A 22,085-nucleotide genomic window follows, 5' to 3' on the forward strand; every position below is an offset into this window, starting at 1 on the left:
CTGTGAGGAGGGGTGTCAGGGCCGACGCTCGGGGGCGCCGACGAGCCGTTCCTGCAACAGCCGGGTTGCTTGATGTGCGCTGAGGAGGCCCCCCTCCATCCAGCCACCATGGGGTGTGTAGGCATCCGAGCAGGCGATGACACCATCGCGATGAAGCAAGGCCCCGGGTTGTCTGACCCTGGGCTCGAGGCTGAACTCCACGCCATGTGACCAATGCTTGTGGAAATGGTCCTTGATGGGAGGCAGGGGCTTGCCGCCGAGGGGGAGGACCTGCTCCATGCAGGCGCGGACCTTGCTCAGATAGACATCCTCGCCTTGCTCCACACAGTCACGCCAATAGGTGGCGTTCTCTCCGTCGGTGTAGAACTGGACGTATTTCCTGCCTTTGAAATAGAGCTTCCTCAAGGGGTTGTCGACCACCAGGACCTTGTCGGTCAACTGGAGGTCTCGCCACCAGGGGGTGTCGAAGGTCAAGAAGCCCTTGAACAAGGGAAGTGAGCCGTATTGATGCGGACTCCAGCGGGTGGGGAATCCGAGATTGAGCCGTGACATGGCGGATGGTGGGATGGCCAGGATGAGGTGCCGCGCTCGATGGAACTGCGAGCTGCCTCGGTGGCTGAAGGCGAGCAGGTAGCTGTCTCCAAAGCGAGAGATGGAGTGCAGGCAGTGTTCCATCCGAAACTCGACCCGGTCGGACTGGGCCTGCTTCTGCAGTCGCGCCAGGAGCTGGCCGTAGCCCGCCGGTGCGTAGCGCCATTGGTTGCCTGTGTCGTCGAGCAGCCCCTGTGTCTCGGGGTGCTTCTTGATGATGCCATAGGCCATGGACGCGGAGACCATGGGCAGGAGCAAGGCGTCATACCCCATGGCCTTGATGGTCCGCCTGGCCTCGCCTTCTCCCAGGTAGTGGCTGACGAAGCCCAGGAATGAATCATGCGGATGGGCTTCCAGCAGGCAGAGCAGCTCGAGCAGGGTGGCTCTGAGTCGTCCCTGTGTGTGGCCTTGGAACTCCGCCTGGGTGAATGGATAGGTCTCATGTCGATGCTGGAAGCCGTGCATGAGGGCCTGGAAGCGTGGGTGCAGTTGCGGTGAGTAGCGTGCCGCGCCCAGTTCGGCGATTTCTCCGCAGTCGAGCTTTCTCGAGAGGATTCGGCCGCCCACGTGGGTGTTCAAGTCGAACACCTTGATGCTCAGGTGGTTGCTCGATGGCGCGGCCGCCAAACGGGCGGCGCAGGTCAGTCCGCCGATTCCGGCGCCAACGATGCAGATGTCCGAATGATGTGCCATCTCAGCTTCAGGGTCCGAGGAGTGAGGCGGGTGTGGAACCCGATGGGACGAGGAGCGGCCTCGTTCATCCATGGAGCCTTCGGTGACGATGATTGGAATGGAGGCCGCTGGGGCCGGGAAATAGCTCACGCCCGCCCGGTGGAGGCCACTGACCAGGGAGTACGATGAGAGCGTTGCTGAACGCCGCTTGGATGGTTGGAGGGGCATGTTCACGGACCCGGGGTACGAACCCATGCCCTGGGGACGCCACCGGAGGCCTGTGCTGAACACTCGCCGCCGTCCGGCGCGCGATGTGTCGAGAACCCGGGGCGGCTCAGCGATTGCTCGCGCTCGTGGGGCGAGGACCTCGCGAGGGGGGCGTCCGGAAAGCGAGCCGCAGGACGTTCTCGGGAGGGCCGATGCTCCCGCAGTAGCCGCCGTCTCGGAGGTTGACGATTTGGCTGCCCCTGAAGGTGGCCGTACCGCTCGGATTGAAGCCCGAGGTCTGGAATTGACCGGGCTCGATGCTGAACGGGGTCCCGGTCAGGTCGATGTTGCCTCGGCCGGTCTGTGAGTCATTGGCAACGCAGTCGCCCGCGGTGGCCAGCGGGGTGGCCTCGATGCGAGTGTCTCCGAAGCTCGCCCAGCCTTGGCGGACGGCGAAGGTGGTGTCGGAGAGCTCGAGCGTGAGGGTCGCGGGTTTGAAGCGCACCTTCTGGAACCAGGTGGTTTGCCATCCGTGGAGGCTCGCACGCGCCCATGGCCTCGCCGTGGCTCAGTGCCAGGTGCCCGCGCCGACACCCCAGGCGAAGTAGCGACGGGACACATCGGCGAAGCCGCTGACTCGCCACGAGGTGTCGGGCGACATCAGGCCGAAGACGGACCACTGGAACAGCCGCACCTCCGCGCCGACGGTGCCGTGCAGGCGCGGCCCGACGGTGTCGAAGCGGCTCGGCTCCAGGTAGCTGCCCGCGCGCAGCTGCAGGCGATTCTCGAGGGGCTCCAGCTCCGCGCCGATGCGAGGAGAGACCGACAGCCGCCGCCCCGAGCGCTCCAGCCGCTGCGACAGGAATGAGTCGAAGCCGATGGCGTTCGACACCGCGCCGCTGAACAGCACGGAGCCCGTCAGCAGCAGCTTGGAGCGGGGCAGGGCCTTGAAGCGCTCCGCGCGCTCAGGCCCCCACGGCATCTGGAGCGGGCGTGCACCGAACTGCCAGGCGATGCCCGCTTCGATTTCCCAGGGGAGCCTCACGGAGTCAGGCAGGTAGAGACCGGCGACCCGCACGTTGCCCGCGTCATCCGCGGTGGCGGGTCCGCCCGGCGTGAGGCTTCCCTTGACGGGCGCCCGGAGGGACAGCGCGGCGCGCAGCGGCAGGTCCATGGGCGTCCAGAGGGCCCCAGCCTCCACGTTGGCGCCGAGCATGGTGGCCAGCGTGTTGTTGGTGTCCTGGGCGGGGTTGATGTTCAGCGAAACCGCGCGCAGGCCCACGCCCACCACCAGCTCCGCCTCGAAGAAGCTGCGCGCGAGCTGGAGCTGGAAGCGCGTCATCCCCAGGTCGAGGACCTGGCCGTTCGCGTCCTGGCCCAGGGTGTAGTTCTGGATCGACGCGGCGCCGCCCACTCCCCAGGGACCCCACTGGATGAGGCCTCCCAACTGGACGAAGACGAACTCCTCCTTGGCGAAGCCCACCGAACCGTTGTTGTCGAAGTCGGTGTCGCGCAGCGAGCTGGGGAACGTGAAGCCCGCGGACAGGTCGTAGTCCACGTGCTTCGACGAATAGAGCGAGCGCATGGCGGGCGCGGCGGTGTTGACGCTGATGCCCTCGACGCCCTCGGCGATGGGCGCATAGGCGCCCGACAGACCCGACACCCGCACTGGCGCCAGCACCGGGCCCTGGTACACGTCGATGGCGTAGTTCGAACCCGTCAGCGGTGGGTTGTCCGCGAGCGCCCCGCCACTGGAGGCCAGCACTGCCGCGATGATGAACCCGAGAAGAGAAGACGCGCGAGGAGGCATGGTCGTATCGCTCTCGCGAGGATACATGGCCAGGGGCGCCTGCTCGCTCCACGGTGGTGTCCCGGGGATGGACTTGTCCGAAAGTGGCGCGGTCCCGTGCGGTCAGCCGAGCGCCTTGGCGACGACATCGCGCATGTTCATCGGCGCGCGACCGAGCAGCTCCGACAACGTGGGGTCGACCGCCGCGAACTCACCGTGACGGCTCGCGCGGTAGAGGCCCAGGGAGATGGCGACCACGTGCGAAGGCATGCCGGCCGCCTCCAGTCTCGCCTGCATCGCGTCTTCGGACACGGTGCCGCGACGCACCGGACGACCCAACACTTCTGAGGCGATAGCGCAGAGCGACTCGAAGTCCAGGGCTCGTGTCGCCGTGAGCGGCGGGGTCGGGCCTTCATACCGACCCTCGTTCGCCAGAACCACGGCGGCGGCCTCCGCGAGGTCCTCGTGCGTGGTCCAGGAGACCTGGCCATCCTCCGGTGCCTCGAAGACGCCCGTCTCCACGCTTCGCATCAGCAGCATCACCGCGCTCGCCGCGTAGAATCCATTGCGGAGCGCGGTCCACTGAAGGCCGGAGTCCTTCAGCAACTGCTCCGTCGCCGCGTGGTCGTGCATGGGAGGGAAGGCCGAGGAAGGGCTCGCGGCCATATGGCTGGTGTAGACGATGCGCTTCACGCCCGCGGCACGCGCGGCGTCGATGGCCGAGCGATGCTGCGCCAGGGTGTCCCCGCCATGGGCACGTGCATTGGAAGAGACGAGCAGGACCTGGGTCGCTCCCTCGAACGCGTGCACGAGGCTGGCTGGCTGGGCGAAGTCGCCCTGGCGCACCCGAAGGCCCCTCGCGGCCAGCTCCTGGGCCTTCCCCGGGTCGCGGACGCTGACGGCGACCCGCTCCACGGGCACCCGGGTGATGAGCCTCTCCACGATGAGGCGGCCGAGCCGCCCCGTTGCTCCGGTCACGACGATCATCCGACTGCCTCCAGGTGTTATCAATGGAAACGGATTATCGTTTCCAGCGGAAACGTAGGGCTCGTTATCGACGATGTCAATGTCCCGTTAGCGGTGATTCTGGCCGCGTGCTATCCCCGTGAAATGACGGACCGGGAGAAGCTCGCCGACGAGGCCGAGGCGGGCTCGGATGTGCGCATCCGCATCATCGAGGCCGCGGCCGAGCTCATCGCCACGGGAGGGCCGGATGCGGTGACGACGCGCGCGGTCGCCTCCGCGGCCGGCGTGCAGGCACCGACGCTGTACCGGCTCTTCGGCGACAAGCGGGGCCTCGTCGGCGCGGTCATCGAGCATGTGATGAAGCGCTACGTGTCGGAGAAGGCCACGCGGCGGCCGCACCCCGACCCGCTCCAGGACTTCCGCGATGGATGGGACATGCACGTGGCGTTTGGCCTCGGCCACCCCGGTCTGTTCGCGCTGATGAGCAGCGACCCCTATCTGTCGTCGCACTCGCCGGCCCTCGGCGATGGGGCGGCGGTGCTGCGCAGGCGCATCCGGAACATCGCGCTCGCGGGGCGGCTGCGGGTCAGCGAGGAGCGTGCGTTCGGTCTGGTGTCGGCGATGGGCACCGGGGCCGTGCTGATGCTGCTGGCCCAGCCCGAGGACCAACGAGACCTCGGGCTCGCCGAAGCCGCGCGTGAGGCGGTGGTGGCCGCGATTTCGAATGAGGGCGAGTCCCCGGCGAGCACGGATGCCCGCGCCGTCGCCACGGTCATGCGCGCATCCATGGAGGGGCTCCAGGGCGTGCTCTCGCCCGGCGAAAGCCTGCTGCTGCACGAGTTGCTCAAGCGCATCGCGGACGCGCGGTGACAGCCGGTCGAGTGATGCCTTTGCCTCGCGCCGCCGCGCAACGGCCCTCGTCATGGTCGCCCCAAGCCCGGACGGTGCCGTTCGACTTCAGCGCCGATGACAGTCTTCAGAAGGCAGGGCGGCGCGCGTACAGTGGTTGAACACCGCGCACCGGGGGAGTCTCGCCTTGTCCCATCGTTCCCGACGACTGTTGACGACGGTCCTGGGCATGCTCCTCTCGTGGAGCCTTCCCTCGCCGTCATGGGCCCAGACGCCCACCCCGGAGGCGCCTCCGCGCATCGCCCTGCGCGCCGCGCGACTCTTCGATGGGAAGCGTGACAAGGCCCTGCCGGACGCGGTCGTGCTCATCGAGGGCTCGCGCATCCAGGCCGTGGGCAGCGGACTGCCCATCCCGGCGGGGACACGCGTCCTGGACCTGGGCGACGTCACCCTGTTGCCTGGGCTCATCGACTCGCACTCGCACCTGCTGCTGGAGGTCGATGCGGAGAGTGGCGACTCGCTCGGGCCTCTCTTCCAGCAGAGCACCGCCGAGCGTGCGCTGCTGGGCGCGAAGCTGGGCCGTGAGATGCTCGAGGCGGGAATCACGACGGTGAGAGACCTCGGCAACTCCGGGCTCAACGGGGACGTGGCGCTGCGCAACGCCATCCAGCGTGGCTGGGTGAAGGGGCCGCGCATCTCCGCCAGCACCCGCGCGCTCGCGCCGCATGGCGGTCAGTTCCCCACGCTCCAGGTCCCGGCGCAGCCCCTCATCGAGCAGGAGTACGTCACCGTCTCCGGCGTGGAGGAGGCCCGGCGCGCCGTGCGTCAGGCCATCGCTGACGGCGCGGATTGCATCAAGGTCATCGTCGACAACGGACACAACCTCCTCTCGTTGGAGGAGATGAAGGTCATCGTCGAGGAGGCCCACCGCAAGACGCGGCCCGTGGCGGCGCACACCACTCTCGACGAGAGCATCCGCGTGGCGGTCCAGGCGGGCGTCGACTCCATCGAACATGGGTACTCCCTTCCCGATGACGTGGTGGCGCCCATGGTCCGCAAGCGCATCTTCCTGGTGCCCACCGACGGCCCGTTGGAGGTCTGTGATTCCTTCGAGGCCCGGGGAGGCGATGTGGAGCGCCAGCGCAAGATGAAGGAGCGCTGCAGGAGGAACCTCACCAAGGCCCAGGAGCGCCTCCGCCGCGCGGTGGCCGCGGGCGTCCGGGTGGCCGCCGGTTCGGACATGTACCTGGGGATGCCAGGGCTGACGCGAGGGCAGGCCAGCGTGAAGTGGTTCATCGCCTATGCCGAGGCGGGCCTGAAGCCCGTGGACATCCTGCGCGCCGCGACGGTGAACGCGGCGGAGCTGCTGCGGATGCAGGACCAGCTCGGCTCCGTCGAGCCGAACAAGCTCGCGGACCTGGTCGCGGTGGAGGGAGACCCGCTGAAGGACATCCACGCGCTGAAGCAGGTGAGGTTCGTGATGAAGGACGGCCAGGTGGTCCTGGACACACGGGCTCCGCGACAACAGGTGGATGCCGCGACACGGTGAAGGGGCGGGCCTCGGATATCTCATTTCAGACAGACATCGGATGCATGCGACGCATGTGTCTGCGTGGGCGCGTATTGCGGCTTTTGCGGGGATATAATCCCAGGCATGAGAGAGCCATCCAGCACACGAGCGGCGGCTTGGAGTCTGGCCATCTTGGGGTTGTTCATCGGCGCCTGTGGGAACGCGCCCCAAGCTCATCACGATGAATCGCCGCCTGTGGCTTCGTCGACTGCGACGCCCCTGGCCCCAGTGGTCCCGCTCTTCGACGCCAGCACCCCGCTGGAGCCCGCGTTGGTGGTGGATACGCCCACGGCGCTCATCACCCGCCTGGCGGACCGGTCGAGAGACCGCCACGCGCGTGAGTCACAATTCCAGAGCTACGAGCACTACCTGCCGCTGTACTTCGAGTACCGCACGTACAGCATCGAGGTCATCGACAGGGTCGCCAAGGGTGGCAACGACATCACCGTCAACATCACCTCGCTCTGGCCCCTGGACACGCCGGACTTCCGCGCCTTCTACCAAGGCCAGGCGGTGCTCTCTCAATACTGGTTCAACGTGGACATGGCGCAGGTGGACCCCCTGCGCTACACGGCCACCCTCAATTACAACGCGAAGGAGAACCGGCGGCTCCAGGTGGGCGACCGCATGGAGATTGAAATCAGCCCCTTCATGCTCCCGCCCGTCGTGGGACGCGCCAACTATTACGGCACGGCGTTCCTCTACCTCGTGGGCCAGGGCGGCATGGTGCCCTGGGAGGGACGGGGCTCGAACCTGGACTCGTTCCCCCTCCCGGAGACCGCGTGGCTGGGGGGGCGTACGACGCTGGGCTACAACTACTCGAGCGAGCCGGCGCACCTGTTCAAGCAGATGGCGACGAACCTGGCGCCTGTGAATGCGCAGCCGTTCGTCGAGGGCCGGCGCCTTCATCACACCGACTTCGCGGATGGCTCCCACTCGGAGGCCGGCAACCCGAGCCTCACCGCGCAGCAGAACAAGCTCGGACCCTCCTATATCGCGCGCAGCTGCGTGGCCTGTCACATCAACAATGGCCGCGCGCTTCCGCCCGACCCGGCGACGTCCGTGTACACCGTGCGGTTCCATGTGAACGCCGCGCCCTGGGCGGACGTGCACTATCGGCTCAACGGTGGCGGGCAGCAGAGCTTCCGGATGGCGCGTGACAGCTCCGGCACGAACACCCAATGGCTCACCAACGTCCCGGCGGGCACGGTCGTCCAATACCATTTCACCATCGGCAACACCTCGGGAGGACTGAGCACCACGTCCCCGGTGAGCTTCACGGTGAACGGGGCTGGCTCCAGTGGAGCCAGCCCCCATGGGTACCTCGTCGTCGCGCCACCCCTGCGCCATACCGTCAAGGTGGGCGTGGTCGGCACCACGGTGACGGCGCATCCAGCGTTGGGAGGGGTCCTCCAACCGCAGAGCACCCAGGGCTCCCCCGAGGGCGGCGTGAGCATCTCGGGCTGGACGGTGACGAACGGCACGTATGGGGACGGCACGGGCTATCAGCTGCGGCGCCCGGTCTACGCCTTCACGGGGCCCGTGCCCACGCATCACTCCGCCCGAATCACGCCGCCCCTGGTCGGGTTGGGACTGTTGGAGGCGGTGGAGGAGAACACGCTGGCCAGCCTCGCCGACCCGAATGACGCCAATGGCGATGGCATCTCCGGGCGCATGCAGACGGTGGTGGACCCGCAGACGGGCCAGACGCGCGCGGGACGCTTCGGCTGGAAGGCGGGCAAGGCGAGGCTCCGCCATCAGGTCGCGAACGCGCTCAATGTCGACATGGGGGTCACCACGTCCGTCTTCCCTGTTCCGGATTGCGGCTCGGAGCAGACCTGCGCTGCGGTGAGCACCGAGCTGGCGGACGCGGACCTGGAGAAGATGGTGCGCTACCTCGCGCTGCTCGGAGTCCCCGCGCGCCGCAATCTCGGTGACGCCCAGGCGATTCAGGGCGAGGGCCTCTTTGGCGGAATGGGCTGTGCGCGGTGTCACGTCGCGACGTTGACGACCAGCCCGTACCACCCCTACGCCGAGCTGCGGAGTCAGGTGATTCGCCCCTACACCGACCTGCTGTTGCATGACCTGGGCGTGGGGCTGGCGGACAACCTCCCGGAGGAGGGGGCCTCGGGCGCGGAGTGGCGCACGCCACCCCTCTGGGGCATCGGCCTGACGGCGGGCGTCAGCGGTGGTGAGGCCTATCTGCATGACGGCCGTGCGCGCAGCCTCTCCGAGGCCATCCTGTGGCACGGAGGAGAAGCCGAGTCCTCCAAGGAGGCCTTCCGCACCTCGAGCGCCGCTCAGCGCGCGGCGCTGCTCCGGTTCATCCAGTCCCTCTGATTCAGGGCGCGAGGAATGGCAGCAGCTCCCCGGTCTTCTGCCACATCGACGACGGGTACGCCTGCGCCGAGCTGAAGCCCTTGTTGGTGAAGAGGTACTCGTAGGTGGACTGGTACGACGCCTTCCAGCCGTAGCCGGGGTGGTCCGTCTCGCTCCACTCCGACTTCGGGATGCCCATGGCCTGGAGCGCCGTGCCGAGCCACTGGTTGTAGAGCAGGCCCGCCCACAGGAAGCTGCCCTCGCTGCCGGTGCTCGAGTCGCCGCTCACCTTGCGCGTGATGTTCCGGTAGTCGCAGTAGCTGCCCGTCTTCAGGGCGCCTCCCGCGCTCCCGGCGGTGATGACGGGGACGGAGAAGGAGAAGTGCGGCGTGTTGCCATTCTCCTGTCCCCACGCGATGAGCGCGTCATCCAGCAGTGTTCCTCCCACGCCGTTCGAGAACCGCTCGAAGCGGGAGACGAGGTCGAGGAACACTTGCGAGAAGAAGACCTGGTTGAACTGGACCACCAGGTCCTGGTTCGCCCCGGGCACCGTCGATGGGTGCACGACGTTGTTGTGCCAGTCCTCTCCCTGCGGCGCGCGCGGGGTGAAGGTCAGGTTCTGGTTGTTCTCGTCGATGCTCAGCGTGGCGACGCGACAGACGCCGCAGTTCATCGCCACCGCGAGCACCTCGTTGATGAGCCGGAAGTACTCGACGTTCATCGCGGGGTCGCCCGCGAAGGCGCCGGAGTTTCGCAGCGACAGGTTGTCGATGGTCGGGCGGGGCGGCACCTGGCAGCCGGCGCTGGTGGTCTCCAGCCGGCGCTGCAGCTCGGCGACGGCGTCGATGTGCTGGTCCAACCGCCGCTTGTCCTCGGCGGAGAGTCGGCTGTTGCCGTTGCGCAGTCGCCGGTAGCTCTCGAGGACCTTGTCCACCACGGAGGGCCGGGTGGTGCCGGGGCTGCTCGTCCCCGCCAGCAAGGTGTCGAACAGGGCGAGTGAGCTCTCCGTGCCGCCGAGAGCGCTCGTGGCGACGCCAGAGGAGCGGACTCCAGGGGTGCTGTATCCCCAACTGCCCGTCGACGTGCCGGAGCCCGCGATGGCGACGCTCCGCTTCCGGACGGAGGCGACGCTTGGGTAGAAGGCCGGTGAGTAGGCCATCACCTGGTCGATGGTCGCTCGGGGGGAGCCGGGCCGCTGCTTGTCGAAGTCGTAGTAGCCCAGCGGGGCGCCGAAGTTGTGTCCCATGTACAGGGGGAAATCGAGCCCCCGCAGGAGGTTCATCTTCGAGACGAGTGTGGGCGTGAGCACGGAAGACTTCGCGGTGAGCACCCGGCTGAGGGCCACGTCACCGCTCGTGTCGGGCGTCGCGACCAGGTCTCCTCGCCGGACGTCGTGGTCCGCGTAGAACAGGCTCTGCGTCAGCGTGGCGTCCGTCGGCCACATGCTCGCGCCGAAGATGGCGCCGTGGGGCGTGCGGAAGTGCACGAAGCACTTCGGGCGCTGGGCGGCCTGGGCCTTCGCCTCGCGGGGGCTCAAGAGCGAGGGGAGCAGCGGCAACGCCAGCACGGCGCCGCCCGCGCCGCGCAGGAACATGCGGCGGTCCCATCGGAAGACAGGTGTGTTGCTCACGGGAAGCTCCTCTGCTGGAAGGTGGGGTGTCGGGCGAGGGTCTTCAGCAGGTCGGCCATCGGCGCGCCGCTGCGCGCGACGGACTCCAGCTCCGAGAGCAGGCACCCATCGCGGGAGGTGGACTCCACGCGGGCGTGCGCGAAGCGGAAGTAGTGCTGCGCGACGCAGGACTCGAAGAGCTGGCTCTCATCGACCATTCGCGACAGCTCCACGGCGTTGGAGATGTCCCGCTGCTCGGAGTCGTAGAGCCACACGTCCGCGGAGGTGTCCACGGAGGGCGCGGCCGTCTCCTGGCCCTGCGGATTGAACAGCCGCTCCACGCCGCGCTCCCGTCCGAGCGCATCGAACCCCTCCAGCACGAAGCCCGGTGGATTGATGGAGTTGTTGTGGCAGCCCCCGCAGCTGCCTCCGGAGGTGAGCTGGGTCACCACCTGCCGCGTCGTCATGCTCTCTGTCGGCGCGGGGGGTCGGTCGCTGGCGTTGGGCGGAGGGGCGCCGACCTGCTGGCAGAGCAGCGCGTTGCGCACCAGGTAGCCCTTGTGGATGGGACGCGTCGACGCGGTCCCCGTGGCCAGCAACGCCGCGCGGGTGAGCAGGCCGCTGCGATTCTGGGAGGGGATGATGGGCGCTGGGCCTTCGCCATCCCAGACGGGGACGCCGTAGATGCCGGCCAGGAAGGGGTCCGCCGTGTAGGACCTCCGGTCATTGAGGAAGTCGCTCACCGAGCCACCCGACACGAGGGTGCTCCAGGCGGAGCGCTGGACGTCGTCGAACATCGCGGCGCGCGTGGCGTCCGTGGGCAGCTGCGCGCCGACGAAGGCTCGATAGACGGGGTCGTTCCGGAGCGCCACCAGGGACGGAAGCTCATCGAGGCGCAGCCACTCGCTGACGAACTCGTCCAGCGAGCCGCGCAGCTCGGGGCTCTGCAGCAGCCGGTCGAGCTGCGTCTCGAAGCCGCGCTCCGTCAGCAGCGAGCCGTCCGACGCCGAGGCCCAGAGCGCGTCATCTGGAGGCGCCTGCCAGAATTGGTAGGACAGCTTCGCGGCCAGCTCGAACGCGGAGAGGGGACTCACTGGCTCGCCGGCCGTGGTTCCATGCTCGAGCCGGTAGAGGAACGCAGGGGAGTTCAGCAGGGTGGTTATGACGTCCGCGATTGCGGCCCTGTCCACGGGCGTGGCACCCGCGATGTCCGCGAAGGTCGTGACCTCCGCGGTGGACAAGGGATGGCGCAGGACGCGGGAGCCCCAGCCTCGGAGGAAGGTCTCCAGACAGGCCCGGTCGTTGGAGGTCTGGCTGTCACTCGCGCAACTGCCCAGCAGCGCGTCGCGGCGCGCGTCGGTGCGGGTCAGCTCCTGGGCCACGGCCGTGCCCAGGTCGTACATGACGTCGACCTGGGTCTGTTGGATGGACTGGTCCAGTCGGCTGAAGCCGCCCTTCACGTCGCCGGGCGCGGGCGTGCGCTGGTCCGTGGGGTAGCGAGCGAGGATGGAGGTGAGCTTCGTCCAGATGGCCTCGGCCTCGTCTGGCAGCGCACGCTCGATGGCGAAGCGCAGCGAGTTCATCAGCTGCTTCCGGGACAGCCGGGGCAACGGCAGCTCCGTGGGGACGGTGCTCGCGTCGCAGGAGAACTTCGCGGGCGCCGGACGGAGGGTGTCGGACGGGGTTGGAGGCTCGGGTTCGCCTCCACCTCCACCGACATGGTGGTTGTTCTTCGCGGCGCCTTCACAGGCGGCCACGCCAGCGCAGAGCAGCAGGATGCTCACGGAGCGAAGGAGCGTCATGTCCCTGGCTACTCACGACGCCGAAAATACTTTCCTGCCCGAAGGGCCACGGCCGACGGTACTCTCGCCGACACCGCATGACCGCACTGCTCTGCGCGCTCTCCCTCGTCGTCCTGACCCAGTCCCCGGTGGTGTCGGTTTCGTTCGACCTCCGCGCGCTCCCTGAACAGGACTATCGACGATGGGACGGCGTGGAGCTGGAGCGGAAGGTGGCCCTGCGGCTGATTCAGGAGGGCTTCGCGGTCGTCTCGGCACGTGGCCCGGCCCAGGTTCGGCTGAGCGCGAGCCGTGCTCCTGAGGGACTGTTGCTCGAGGCGGTCGGGCCTCGGCAGCGCGTCGAGCAGAGCGTCCGCGTGGGACGGGGTTCCATCGCGGAGCTCCATCTGGAGGTCGCGCAGAAGCTCGCCGAGATGACGCGAGCGGTGCAGCCCGAGCCAGAACCAGAACCAGAGCCGCCCCAATCCGAGCCCGTGCTCCAGGCTCCCGTGGAGGTGGCCGCTGCTCCATCGCGCGCAGCGCTGGACCTGGGACTGGGGCTGGGGACGCTCTGGGGTGGACCCGGAGTCGCTCCCCACTGGCTGCTCTCCGTCAGGTGGGGGCTGGGGGACTGGGGGCTGGATGCGGAGGCGGGGCTCGGCGTGTCCCGCGAGCCGGCGCTGAACGTGTTCGAGGTGCAAGGTGGTGCCTTCGTCAGTTACCGCCACGCCGTGACGGAGCGGCTGCGACTGGAGCCCGCTGTGGGCGCGGGCCTCGTCGTGCACGCCTTCCGGCTCGAGGACACCTGGGTGTCGGGGCAGCGCGGTACCCAGGTCTCTCCCGCGGGTTGGGCTCGGATGAAGCTCGGGTGGCGGTTCACCGAGCGTCTCGCCGTGGAGGCGCGCGCGGCCCTGGGGCTGCTGCGGCCCGTGACGCATGTGCGCGAGGGCGAGGCACTGTGGTCACGGGGAGGCGTGAGGCTCGAAACTGGCGTGCAGCTCTCGTGGGGGCTGTAGCCTTCGGAGGAAAGTTTCTCGCGCTTCGCTCGTAGGTTCGCAGGTGATGGATGTCGCGTGCTGTCCACTACAAGGTCCCGCCTGCCCGGCCCGTGTCCTTCGACACGCTCTACGAGGCGCATGTCGAGGACGTCTACGCGTGGGCGATGCGGTATGCGGCGGGCCGTTCGGGCTGGGCCGAAGACGTCACGCATGACGTGTTCCTCAAGGCCTGGGAGCACCAGGCCTGGCTGCGCGAGGAGGATGTGCGGGGCTGGCTCTTTCGTGTCACGCAGAACGTGGCGTTCTCGGCCTTGCGGCGCGAGAGGACGTTCCGACAGCGCATCGCCAACCTCTTGTTCCCGGCGCACCCGGCGCACGTGGAGTCCACGCCGGAGTCGGCCCTCACGCACAGGGAGGCGGTGCGCAGCGCCACGGCGACGTTGGACTGCTTGCCGGGGCAGGAGCGGGTGGTGATGACCTTGAAGCTCCTGGACGATTTGAGCCAGCGCGAGATTGCCCAGCTGCTCTCGTTGTCAGAGGGCTACGTGTCGAAGTTGATCAGCCGCGCTCAGGGCCGCCTGACGGCCTGGGGATGGAAGGTGGATGATGGCGCCCCGTGACCTCCGCGCAGCGCTGCGGCGTGAAGATTCGCTTCGCCGCGAGCAAGGGATGCCGCCTGCTGTCCGGGCCCGGGTGGGCGCGCGACTGCGGGATGCTCGCGAGCCCAGGCCCGCCGCATGGCACCGGCGTCCTGTGTTCTGGGGCCTCGCCGTGTCGGCGGTCGCGGTGGCCCTCGTGGTGTTCTTCATGGGGACTCCTTCCGTGCGCTCCGTGGGCGGGCTCGAGATCGCGCACGCGAGCGCTGACCTCGTGGTTCGGGAGGACTCCGAGGGGGTGGTGATTCAAGGGGGCGATGCTTCGCTTCTGGACGCATCCCGAGGCATCACCCTCCGGAACGAGGGCGCGCTCGTCGTTCGTCGAGAGTCCTCGGGTGTTCGGCTGGTCCGTGGTCGCGCGGAGTTCTCGGTGGGTCATCGCCCGCAGGGCGCGCTCCCCGCGGTGGTGCTCGTGTCGGGCGGCGCCATCGAGGTCATGGGCACGCGCTTCACGGTGGAGGAGCGAGGGGAGGGTGGCGCGGTCACCTTGCACGAAGGCGCCATCGCTTTCCGTCAGCCCGGGGGCGAGGTGGTCCCCGTGCAGGTGGGGCAGACGTTGGCGTGGCCGGTGGTCAAACCCGATGAGCCATCCCCTCCTGTGCGTGTGTCCCCCGAGCCAGCGCCTCCCGAGTCGGGCTCACCTCCCGCGCTGGCGACGCCGACGGGACCGAAGGTCGTTCCTTCCCGTGTCCCCCCTTCGGTGGTTCGTGGTCCGAGCGTGGAGGAGGTCTTGCGAGAGCTGGAGGTCCTTCGAGGTCGGCACGAGTTCGAGCAGGCGGCGCGGTACCTCGAGGAGTCCATGCGCAGACAACCGGCTGCGACGCGTGAGCGCCTCAGCTTCGAGCTGGGCTCGTTGCTGACGTACCAGCTGAAGGACGCGCAGCGGGCCTGTGCTCACTGGTCCCGACATGAGGAACAGTTCCGTCGCGGGCGCTACCTGGAGGCGGTCCAGCGTGCGCGTGGGACGTTGTCCTGTGAGGGCCGGGAGCGATGAGTCGCTGGGGCCTGCTGTGTCTGGTCGCGGCGCTGGCCGCCTGTGATGCCGTCGTCATCGACCATGCCCCGAACTCCAATCTGCTCGATGCGGAGACGGCCTCCCTGGAGACAGGGCTCGGTGTGTGGACCGCGTGGTACGGCGTCACCGCGTCGAGAGCGTCCACCGACGCGAGAGAGGGTGAAGCCGTCCTGCGCGTGGAGGTGACCGAGCCGTATGGCTGGGGTGTTCACCTCGACAACTGGCCGGGATTCGCCGCGTCACCCGGGGCGCACCGTGCCTCTTTCTGGGCGCGAGGGCGCACGGGGCGCTCGGTGGTCGCACAGATGAAGGTCAGCTGGCGTGACTCGGCCGGCCGGGAGTTGCAGGCGCAGACGCTCTCCAGCCCCGTGCTCTCCGGGCAGTGGGTGCGGACCGCGCTCGCGCTGACGGCTCCGGAGGGAACGGAGCGGATGTCCGTGGAGGTGACGGGCGACGAAGGTGGCGTGGGCGAGGTCATCGAGCTGGATGCCCTGGTCGTCCAGGCTTCGAGCATCCCCTGACGCACCTCAGTCGTCGCGGCGCTCGAGTTCCTCGAGGGCGCTCCGGGCGCTGGATGAAACGCTGCCCCACGGCGTGGCGGCATGGTCTCTCAACGAGACCTCTCGCAGCGGCTCGATGGCCTTCGCGTCACCCTGCTGACCGAGCGAATAGGCCGCCGAATAGCGCACCATCGCGGACGCGTCCCGGAGCTGGCCGATGAGGACCTCCACGACGCCTTCATGTCTGAAGTGGGCCAGGGCCTCCGCGGCCTCCGCCCTCATCTCTTCGTCTTCGCGCGGGTCCAGCAGGAGCTTCATCACGTGGGCCGCGGCCCGGGGGGGACTGAAGATGCCCAATGCGTGAAGCGCGGCCCGCCGGACGGACCGGGAGGCATCCTGCTCCATCGCCTTCAGCAAGACCTCGATGGAGGAGTCGTGCGCGACGAGCCCCAGTCCCACCGCGGCCTCCTCCCGGAGCTTGTCCGAGGACTCGGACATGAGCGGTTCGAGCAGTCTCTGCGCCGCGTCGAGCTCCAGTCGTGGAATCAACCAACAGATGTCCGCGCGAAGCTCGGGGTCCAGGCTCGAGTCACCCAGCATCTTGATGAGCGCCTGCTCCGACGTCCCTCCCGCGCTGACGACGGAGGCCACGAGCGACTCGGTCTGGGCCCGTCCATCGACGAGGGTTCCCTGGACGATGGCGTCCAACTTCTTCGCGAGTTTGCGGTCGGGTTTCATCGCTTGGAACACCTGCACGCGAGGTGCTTGGGACGGCATCCGCGAGGCATCATCGCATTGAACGCGTGCTTGGCTTCGAGGCACGCGGCAGCCTCGGTGGAGGCGCTCATGGGAGGGCCGTCGACGTATTGGCCATCGTAGGGGCACTTGTTCGCAGGCAATGCGCTGGGAATCTGCAAGACGGCGCTGTGGCCGTAGCAGGTCCATTTCCCTCCCGAGCCCTTGTCCTTCTTCTTCTTGGAGTCCTTCCCGGCCTGCTCCGCCTGGGCGGCCTCCTTGACCTCCTTCTTCTCGGCCTGGGCGGCGGCCTCCTTGCCGACGGCCTTCTCCGTCTTGGCCGCGCCTTGCGAGGCCTCCACGGCGGCCTTCTCCGCCGCGCTCGCGGCCTTGACCTCCTTCAGGCCCTTGGCGATGCCTTCCTCGCCGAGCCGGAAGGCCGCCTTCTCGGAGACCTTGATGGCCCCCTTGCCCGCGATGGCCCCGAGCTTCACGCCATCGCCCCAGGCGGGCACCATGGCCACCGCGGAGAGACCCGCGTTGGCCCAATCACCCTCCAGGGCGTTGATGCCAGCGTTCACTCCATCGGGGATGGCTCCCAGGACCGGGATGAACCCCGCGAGGTCCAAGGCGCCATGGACGATATCCATGGCAGACAGCGACTTGTGCCGTGTACAGCCGGACGAGTCCTCCGAGACCGCTTCGTCGAAGACCATCAGGTCCCCTTCGAGGCAGCAGTGGGGATGGTCGAAGGTGCGCCAGACCGTCAGGTAATACGTCCCGGACGCGAGGTTGCCGAAGGTGAAGGTCCGGGGGCCCCCCGTGGTGGCCTCGCAGGTGCCAATCTCCTGGTCGAACCCCCAGTCCACCGAGCGGGTCAACGTGACGTGGAAATCGAAGTCCCGGCAGTTGGGGACGTCCCGGTCCACGGCCTGTGGGAGCAGCACGACGCGGAGGCCGCCGTTGCTGACCTCGAACTTCCTCGATTCGAGGACCCGGTGACACACCTGCACCGTGCTCTCGAAGCCCTTCTTCATGAGGGTGTTGGAGGCGCCCCCGGCGGAGACCCGAGGCGCGTCCTGGCTCGGGACCTGGCTGTCGGAGCGGAGTCCCTTCGCGCCGGACTGCTGCACGACGTGCGTCAGCTCGTGGGCAAGCAGGCGCCTTCCTTCCTGGGTTCCCGGCGCGAATTGCCCCCGACCGAAGACCACGTCGTGGCCGACGGTGTAGGCATGGGCATTCAGGCTCCGGGCGGACTGCGCGGCCCGGGTGTCCGTGTGCAGGCGCACGGAGGAGAAGTCGTGCCCGAAGCGCGGCTCGAAGAAGGCCCGGGTCTGCGCATCGAGCGGCTGGCCTGGCGAGCGCAGCACCTCGCCCACCGCGTCGCGTGACCAGCTCGCGGGCCGGGACCCGGCGGACATCGTCTGGAGCGTGTCCTCCTCCTCGCAGGAGGTGCATTTGCGGCTGAGCTGCTGTGGGGCGGTGGCGACAGGGCCGACACGCTCGGGCATGCGCAGCACCTGGTCGGCGACGCGGTCCGCCTCGCGCTCGAGCGGGCCGTGCGCCTCTCCGAGGGCGAGCTTGGTTTGTGGCGCGGTGGGTGGGAAGAGCGGGATGTCGCCGATGCTCCACGACCCCAGGGGCACAGTGGCCCCGTGCTCGGCGTCATTCCCGTCGAGGGCTCCGAGCTTCCCCACGAGCCCCTTGCCGGCCCGGGGCACGGGCCGGTGGACGCTGGACGGAACCGGGTCCTGGGCCTTCCTGGTGTGCATTCGCATCGCGTGCCTCCCGAGGTCGGGTGCCTTCGATGGAACAACGCTGTCGGGTCGAAAGGTTGAGCGAGATTCGACGAGCGTGACGGGAGCCGTCAAGGTGTTGCGGAGAGGCGCCAGGTGTCTGGCATTGGACGTTGCAACGGACCGGCGGAGCCGCTCGAGCCCCGCCGGTCCCACGTGCCACGTCGACGCCCGGGTCAGAACAGGTCGTGTGCGGGCCAGGCGCTGACGCCGTTCACGACGCTCCACATGAGGTTGTCGAGGTTGATGTCGGACGTGCCCGAGTTGTTGCTGTTGTTGGAGTTGGTCATGGCGGACCAGGTGAACTCCTCGGTGCGGCTGGGGCCGAAGCGGTCATCGGTCCGCACCAGCAGGGCCCGGGTGCCCGGGAGGTAGCCGCCGTGCCACCAGTTGGGGACGCTGTTCACCTCCCAGCCCTTGGCGTAGTTGACGGCGTTTCCCCCGGTGTTCGGCACTGTCGTGCGCGTGGTCATCGTGGTGAGGGAGGCCGCGCTCAGCAGGTCCGGGACGGTGGAGAACCCATCCGCGTGCACGGAGACGCGCACCAGGTCGATGGGCGTGACGACCCAGCCGCCGTGCGCGTCCATGCGACGCACCGGCATGCCGTACGGGTTGGCCGCCCCCGTGCCGAGCTGGTAGTAGGCGACCTCGTTGGACAGACGCGCGGCCAGGGTATCGCCGCCCACCGCGAAGCTGGTGGCGCCGCTGGGCGCGAACACGCGGCTCTGCATATAGGCGTCATACGTCATCCCCGTGACGCGCTCGATGATGCGACCCAGGACGCTGTAGCCGAAGTTCGAATACTGGTGCCGCGTCCCCGGCGCGAACTCGAGCGGCACGTTCTGCAGGACCCACTGGATGAGCTGCGCGTGTGTCATGGCCGTGTTCATGAACATGGGGTCGCCCGTGCCGTCGGCGCCGTCGTTGTCCCAGGCTCCAGCAGTGTGCTCCAGCAGGTGCTGGACCGTGATGTTCAGCACGCGGCTGTCGGCGTAGGTGCCCTGCGCGCCGTAGAGCTCCCCGAGCAGGGCGCCCCGGCCGAAGACGCGGTCCGTCAGTTGAATCTGCCCGCTCTCGATGAGCCGCATGATGCCGATGGACGTCATCGGCTTGGAGACGCTGGCGACGCGGAAGCGGTGGGAGCTGTTGACCGGGGTGTTGTTGCCGCGGTCGGCCAGGCCATACCCCTTGGCGAACACGAGGCGCCCACGACGGGTGATGGCCAGCGACAGGCCGACGGTGTTCGTGGTGTTCATCGCCTGCTGCACGGTGTCGTCGATGTGCTGCAGGTCCGCGGCGCTGAAGGTCAGGTTCTGCCAGAGCAGCGAGAACTCGGGCGCGCTCCCGTTGTTGTGCGCCGCCACCAGGATGGGGCGGTACCCCTGGTTCTTGAGGTCCGTCGCGGCCTGTTGATACGCGGCGGAGGAGAGCCCATGGCGCGCGGCCATCGGAATCCCCGAGGACGCATGGAAGATGGCCGCGTACCGGTCCGTGCCGCCCACGTTGTAGCTGCTGACCTTCGCGAGCTGGTAGCCCTGGGACGCGTTGGTGTCGAACGTGGACTGGTACTGGGCCGCGGTCATCCCGTGGTAGGCGCGCCAGGCCGGGCCGCTCGACTGCTCCCAGATGGCCGCGTAGCGCTCCGCGCCACCGGACGTGTAACCGCTCACGTGCGAGAGCCGGTAGCCCTGGCCCGTCCAGGTGTTGAACTCCGTCTGGTACTGGGCCGCGGTCAGGTCATGGCGGGCCACCCACGGGGCGCCACTGTCCGCGTGGAAGATGACCGCGAAGTAGGCGACGCCTCCGACGCTGTACCCGTTGACCATCACCGGGCGGTAGCCCTGCGCGTTCTGATTGACGACGGTCGTCTGGTATTGCGCCGAGGTCAGCCCGTGGGAGGCCCGCCAGGCGGGCCCGCTCGTGTCCTCCCAGATGGCGGCATAGCGGGCACTGCCGGCGTCCTCGTAACCGCTGACATAGGAGAGGCGATAGCCTTGCCCCGTCCACGTGTTGAACTCCGTCTGGTATTGGGCGGCGGTGAGGTTGTGGCGGGCGACCCACGGGTCATAGGGACCGACCAGGGCCTGGGGCGTGGACGCCGACGTGGACTCCGGAGCGGCGGGGGCCTCCTGCTCGGGCACCCCGCAGCCCGCGAGGGACACGACCAGCGCTGACAAGGCTGCCAGCAGCGGCTTCATTCCAAAGGCTCTCATGTGTGTGAACTCCTGGGTGGCGGTGTTGCTGCCAGCCAGGAACGAACCCTGCGCCCGTTTCACCTCAGGTGCGGAATGAGGGCGTCGCCTCCCTCTCCCTCAGTGTTCAATCCAAGGGGTTTCGGCAGAGAGGCCTACATCTCGCATCCCACGCCACGAAATCTCGGTGCCTCGGGCACTGCAATTTCGGTGGAACGCTATTATCCATCGCCTCATGGCGGATGAATTGTCGGGCCGAGTCGAGGGCGTGAAGGACGCGCGGGACCTGGTGGAGCTGGCGACCACCGAGGACTCGGTGGAGGAGCTGCTGCGGCGCGGGCTCGACTGGCTGACGCGCGTGGTGCGCTTCGACCTGGCGACCCTGTTCCTCCTGAGGGACGGCAAGCTCGTCTCCGTGGCCGCTCGTGGCCCGCTCGCCAACGCCAAGGTGCGCCACCACGCCCTGCCGCTCTCGGAGTTCCCCTCCCTGCGCCAGGCCCTGGAGACCCGCCGCGCCCGCGCCTTCACCGAGGAGGACCACTCCCACGGCGACGGAGACCCGTTCGACGGCGTCCTCGACCTCCCCCCGGGCCACGCCTGCATGGTCGTCCCCCTGTGCGCGGGCGAGCGCTCCTACGGCGTCCTCACCCTCGACCGCGCCGAGTGCGAGACCTACCCCCAGCCCGTCGTCGACCTGGTCGAGGTCTACGGACAGATGCTCGCCACCGCCCTCCAGGCCGCCGAGCAGCGCGCCACCTTCGAGCGCCTCCACCGCCAGGACCACGAGCACGCCAAGCTGCTCGAAGCCCAGCTCGGCGGCGAGTCCGAGGGCATCCTGGAGACGTCCCTCAGCACCGTCATGCGCGACCTCGCCCGGCGCGCGCGTCAGGTGGCGGAGACGGACACCCCGGTCCTCATCACCGGCGAGACGGGCACCGGCAAGGAGCGCCTCGCCCGCGCCATCCATCGCTGGAGCTCCCGCGCGGACGAGCCCTTCGTCACCCTCAACTGCGCCGCCATCCCCGCGGGCCTGCTCGAGAGCGAGCTCTTCGGCCACCTCAAGGGTTCCTTCACCGGTGCGACCAAGGACCGCGCGGGCCGCTTCCAGATGGCCCACGGCGGCACGCTCCTGCTCGACGAGGTGGGCGAGCTGCCCGTCGAGCTCCAGGCGAAGCTGCTCCGCGCCATCCAGGAGAAGGCCTTCGAGCCCGTGGGCAGCGACAAGACCGTGCGCGCGGACGTGCGCATCCTCGCCGCCACCCACGTGGACCTGCAGCGCGCCATCGCCGAGAAGCGCTTCCGCGAGGACCTCTACTACCGCCTGAGCGTCTTCCCCCTGCGCCTGCCGCCCCTGCGCGAGCGGCGCGAGGACCTGCCGCAGCTGTGCGCGTTCCTCCTCGAGGAGCAGGCCCGGCGCACCGGGCGGCGCGGCATGCGCGTGTCCCCCGCGGGGCTCGCGCGGCTCGCGTCCTACGAGTGGCCCGGCAACCTGCGCGAGCTGGCCAACGCCCTGGAGCGCGCCACCATCCTCGCGACCGGCACGGAGCTGGGGCCGTCCTCCTTCGACATCACCTCACACGCGGGCGCCACCAGCACCGCGCCACAGCTCGAGGCCTCCGCGGTCCCCGGCGTGGTGGACGCGACGATGAAGCCCGGCTCCGTGCTGACGCTGGCGGCGGTGCAGCGCGAGCACATCCTGCGCGTGCTCGCGCTCACCCGGGGCCGCGTCTATGGCCCCGGTGGCGCCGCGGCGCTGCTCGGCCTCAAGCCCTCCACGCTCCAGAGCCGGATGAAGAAGCTCGGCATCGCCCGGCAGGAGCAGTTCGTGGTGGACGAGGTCTGA

Annotated in this window: 16 protein-coding genes and 1 pseudogene; 8 read left to right on the forward strand and 9 right to left on the reverse strand. The window is 68.7% G+C overall.

The genetic code is table 11. The features are described from left to right. Positions 1 to 15: 15 nt before the first annotated feature. The 4 genes and pseudogenes from LXT21_RS36085 to LXT21_RS36100 all read right to left on the reverse strand — a co-directional run bounded on the left by LXT21_RS36085 (position 16) and on the right by LXT21_RS36100 (position 4,246). Positions 16 to 1,284, reverse strand: coding sequence for a flavin monoamine oxidase family protein (locus tag LXT21_RS36085; RefSeq protein WP_254042775.1), 1,269 nt, complete (start codon positions 1,282 to 1,284; stop codon positions 16 to 18). 313 nt (positions 1,285 to 1,597) lie between these two features. Next, positions 1,598 to 1,987, reverse strand: a pseudogene (locus LXT21_RS36090) (GON domain-containing protein); the annotation flags it as partial. A 51-nt stretch (positions 1,988 to 2,038) separates the two neighbouring features. Further along, the gene (locus LXT21_RS36095; protein ID WP_254042777.1) at positions 2,039 to 3,280 is read right to left on the reverse strand and encodes a hypothetical protein; all 1,242 of its coding nucleotides are present in this window, start codon (positions 3,278 to 3,280) and stop codon (positions 2,039 to 2,041) included. Positions 3,281 to 3,382: 102 nt separating this feature from the next. Then, positions 3,383 to 4,246 carry an SDR family oxidoreductase gene (locus tag LXT21_RS36100; RefSeq protein ID WP_254042778.1) on the reverse strand — a complete coding sequence of 288 codons (864 nt, stop codon included), beginning with the start codon at positions 4,244 to 4,246 and terminating at the stop codon, positions 3,383 to 3,385. 93 nt (positions 4,247 to 4,339) lie between these two features. Between LXT21_RS36100 and LXT21_RS36105 the strand changes: the two genes are divergently transcribed. The 3 genes from LXT21_RS36105 to LXT21_RS36115 all read left to right on the forward strand — a co-directional run bounded on the left by LXT21_RS36105 (position 4,340) and on the right by LXT21_RS36115 (position 8,984). Beyond that, positions 4,340 to 5,095: a TetR/AcrR family transcriptional regulator gene (locus LXT21_RS36105; protein WP_254042779.1), complete on the forward strand. Its 756-nt coding sequence runs from the start codon at positions 4,340 to 4,342 to the stop codon at positions 5,093 to 5,095. A gap of 166 nt (positions 5,096 to 5,261) precedes the next feature. Then, positions 5,262 to 6,623 carry an amidohydrolase family protein gene (locus tag LXT21_RS36110; protein ID WP_254042780.1) on the forward strand — a complete coding sequence of 454 codons (1,362 nt, stop codon included), beginning with the start codon at positions 5,262 to 5,264 and terminating at the stop codon, positions 6,621 to 6,623. A 105-nt stretch (positions 6,624 to 6,728) separates the two neighbouring features. Continuing rightward, entirely contained in the window at positions 6,729 to 8,984 is a 2,256-nt protein-coding gene (locus LXT21_RS36115) for a di-heme oxidoredictase family protein (RefSeq protein WP_407667083.1), read from the forward strand. A 1-nt stretch (position 8,985) separates the two neighbouring features. Here the strand turns inward: LXT21_RS36115 and LXT21_RS36120 are convergent, their stop codons facing one another. Together LXT21_RS36120 and LXT21_RS36125 are read right to left on the reverse strand one after the other, a co-directional pair. Then, positions 8,986 to 10,593, reverse strand: coding sequence for a DUF1552 domain-containing protein (locus tag LXT21_RS36120; RefSeq protein WP_254042782.1), 1,608 nt, complete (start codon positions 10,591 to 10,593; stop codon positions 8,986 to 8,988). After that, on the reverse strand, positions 10,590 to 12,374 hold the full coding sequence (locus tag LXT21_RS36125) for a DUF1592 domain-containing protein (protein ID WP_254042783.1): 1,785 nt from the start codon (positions 12,372 to 12,374) through the stop codon (positions 10,590 to 10,592). The genes LXT21_RS36120 and LXT21_RS36125 overlap by 4 nt, the downstream gene beginning before the upstream one ends. Positions 12,375 to 12,451: 77 nt before the next feature. On the opposite strand from LXT21_RS36125, the gene LXT21_RS36130 reads away from it, so the two are divergent. From LXT21_RS36130 to LXT21_RS36145, 4 genes are read left to right on the forward strand one after another with little or no spacing between them, the layout of a single operon-like run. Continuing rightward, positions 12,452 to 13,366: a hypothetical protein gene (locus tag LXT21_RS36130; protein WP_254042784.1), complete on the forward strand. Its 915-nt coding sequence runs from the start codon at positions 12,452 to 12,454 to the stop codon at positions 13,364 to 13,366. A 50-nt stretch (positions 13,367 to 13,416) separates the two neighbouring features. Further along, entirely contained in the window at positions 13,417 to 13,968 is a 552-nt protein-coding gene (locus LXT21_RS36135) for an RNA polymerase sigma factor (protein WP_254042785.1), read from the forward strand. Positions 13,969 to 14,017: 49 nt separating this feature from the next. Beyond that, complete coding sequence (locus LXT21_RS36140) at positions 14,018 to 14,998, forward strand: FecR domain-containing protein (RefSeq protein WP_254042786.1); 981 nt, start codon at positions 14,018 to 14,020, stop codon at positions 14,996 to 14,998. Further along, on the forward strand, positions 14,995 to 15,540 hold the full coding sequence (locus LXT21_RS36145) for a hypothetical protein (RefSeq protein WP_254042787.1): 546 nt from the start codon (positions 14,995 to 14,997) through the stop codon (positions 15,538 to 15,540). Before LXT21_RS36140 ends, LXT21_RS36145 begins: the two co-directional genes overlap by 4 nt. A gap of 6 nt (positions 15,541 to 15,546) precedes the next feature. Here LXT21_RS36145 and LXT21_RS36150 read toward each other — a convergent pair whose 3' ends face one another. The 3 genes from LXT21_RS36150 to LXT21_RS36160 form a co-directional block, all read right to left on the reverse strand. Further along, the gene (locus LXT21_RS36150) at positions 15,547 to 16,257 is read right to left on the reverse strand and encodes a HEAT repeat domain-containing protein (RefSeq protein WP_254042788.1); all 711 of its coding nucleotides are present in this window, start codon (positions 16,255 to 16,257) and stop codon (positions 15,547 to 15,549) included. Then, on the reverse strand, positions 16,254 to 18,032 hold the full coding sequence (locus LXT21_RS36155) for an eCIS core domain-containing protein (protein ID WP_254042789.1): 1,779 nt from the start codon (positions 18,030 to 18,032) through the stop codon (positions 16,254 to 16,256). Before LXT21_RS36155 ends, LXT21_RS36150 begins: the two co-directional genes overlap by 4 nt. Before the next feature lie 194 nt (positions 18,033 to 18,226). After that, positions 18,227 to 20,263, reverse strand: a complete 2,037-nt coding sequence (locus LXT21_RS36160; RefSeq protein ID WP_254042790.1) for a serine hydrolase — start codon at positions 20,261 to 20,263, stop codon at positions 18,227 to 18,229. Positions 20,264 to 20,477: 214 nt separating this feature from the next. Between LXT21_RS36160 and LXT21_RS36165 the strand changes: the two genes are divergently transcribed. Next, on the forward strand, positions 20,478 to 22,085 hold the full coding sequence (locus LXT21_RS36165; protein WP_254042791.1) for a sigma 54-interacting transcriptional regulator: 1,608 nt from the start codon (positions 20,478 to 20,480) through the stop codon (positions 22,083 to 22,085).

The sequence above is a fragment of the Myxococcus guangdongensis genome (genome assembly GCF_024198255.1).
GTDB classification, from domain to species: Bacteria; Myxococcota; Myxococcia; order Myxococcales; family Myxococcaceae; genus Myxococcus; species Myxococcus guangdongensis.

Coding starts and splice junctions, on each gene's coding strand:
- LXT21_RS36135 (WP_254042785.1), top strand. CDS start 13,417: ATGTCGCGTGCTGTCCACTACAAGGTCCCGCCTGCCCGGCCCGTGTCC.
- LXT21_RS36100 (WP_254042778.1), bottom strand. CDS start 4,246: ATGATCGTCGTGACCGGAGCAACGGGGCGGCTCGGCCGCCTCATCGTG.
- LXT21_RS36085 (WP_254042775.1), bottom strand. CDS start 1,284: ATGGCACATCATTCGGACATCTGCATCGTTGGCGCCGGAATCGGCGGA.
- LXT21_RS36150 (WP_254042788.1), bottom strand. CDS start 16,257: ATGAAACCCGACCGCAAACTCGCGAAGAAGTTGGACGCCATCGTCCAG.
- LXT21_RS36095 (WP_254042777.1), bottom strand. CDS start 3,280: ATGCCTCCTCGCGCGTCTTCTCTTCTCGGGTTCATCATCGCGGCAGTG.
- LXT21_RS36130 (WP_254042784.1), top strand. CDS start 12,452: ATGACCGCACTGCTCTGCGCGCTCTCCCTCGTCGTCCTGACCCAGTCC.
- LXT21_RS36165 (WP_254042791.1), top strand. CDS start 20,478: ATGGCGGATGAATTGTCGGGCCGAGTCGAGGGCGTGAAGGACGCGCGG.
- LXT21_RS36115 (WP_407667083.1), top strand. CDS start 6,729: ATGAGAGAGCCATCCAGCACACGAGCGGCGGCTTGGAGTCTGGCCATC.
- LXT21_RS36145 (WP_254042787.1), top strand. CDS start 14,995: ATGAGTCGCTGGGGCCTGCTGTGTCTGGTCGCGGCGCTGGCCGCCTGT.
- LXT21_RS36155 (WP_254042789.1), bottom strand. CDS start 18,032: ATGCGAATGCACACCAGGAAGGCCCAGGACCCGGTTCCGTCCAGCGTC.
- LXT21_RS36125 (WP_254042783.1), bottom strand. CDS start 12,374: ATGACGCTCCTTCGCTCCGTGAGCATCCTGCTGCTCTGCGCTGGCGTG.
- LXT21_RS36160 (WP_254042790.1), bottom strand. CDS start 20,263: ATGAGAGCCTTTGGAATGAAGCCGCTGCTGGCAGCCTTGTCAGCGCTG.
- LXT21_RS36140 (WP_254042786.1), top strand. CDS start 14,018: ATGCCGCCTGCTGTCCGGGCCCGGGTGGGCGCGCGACTGCGGGATGCT.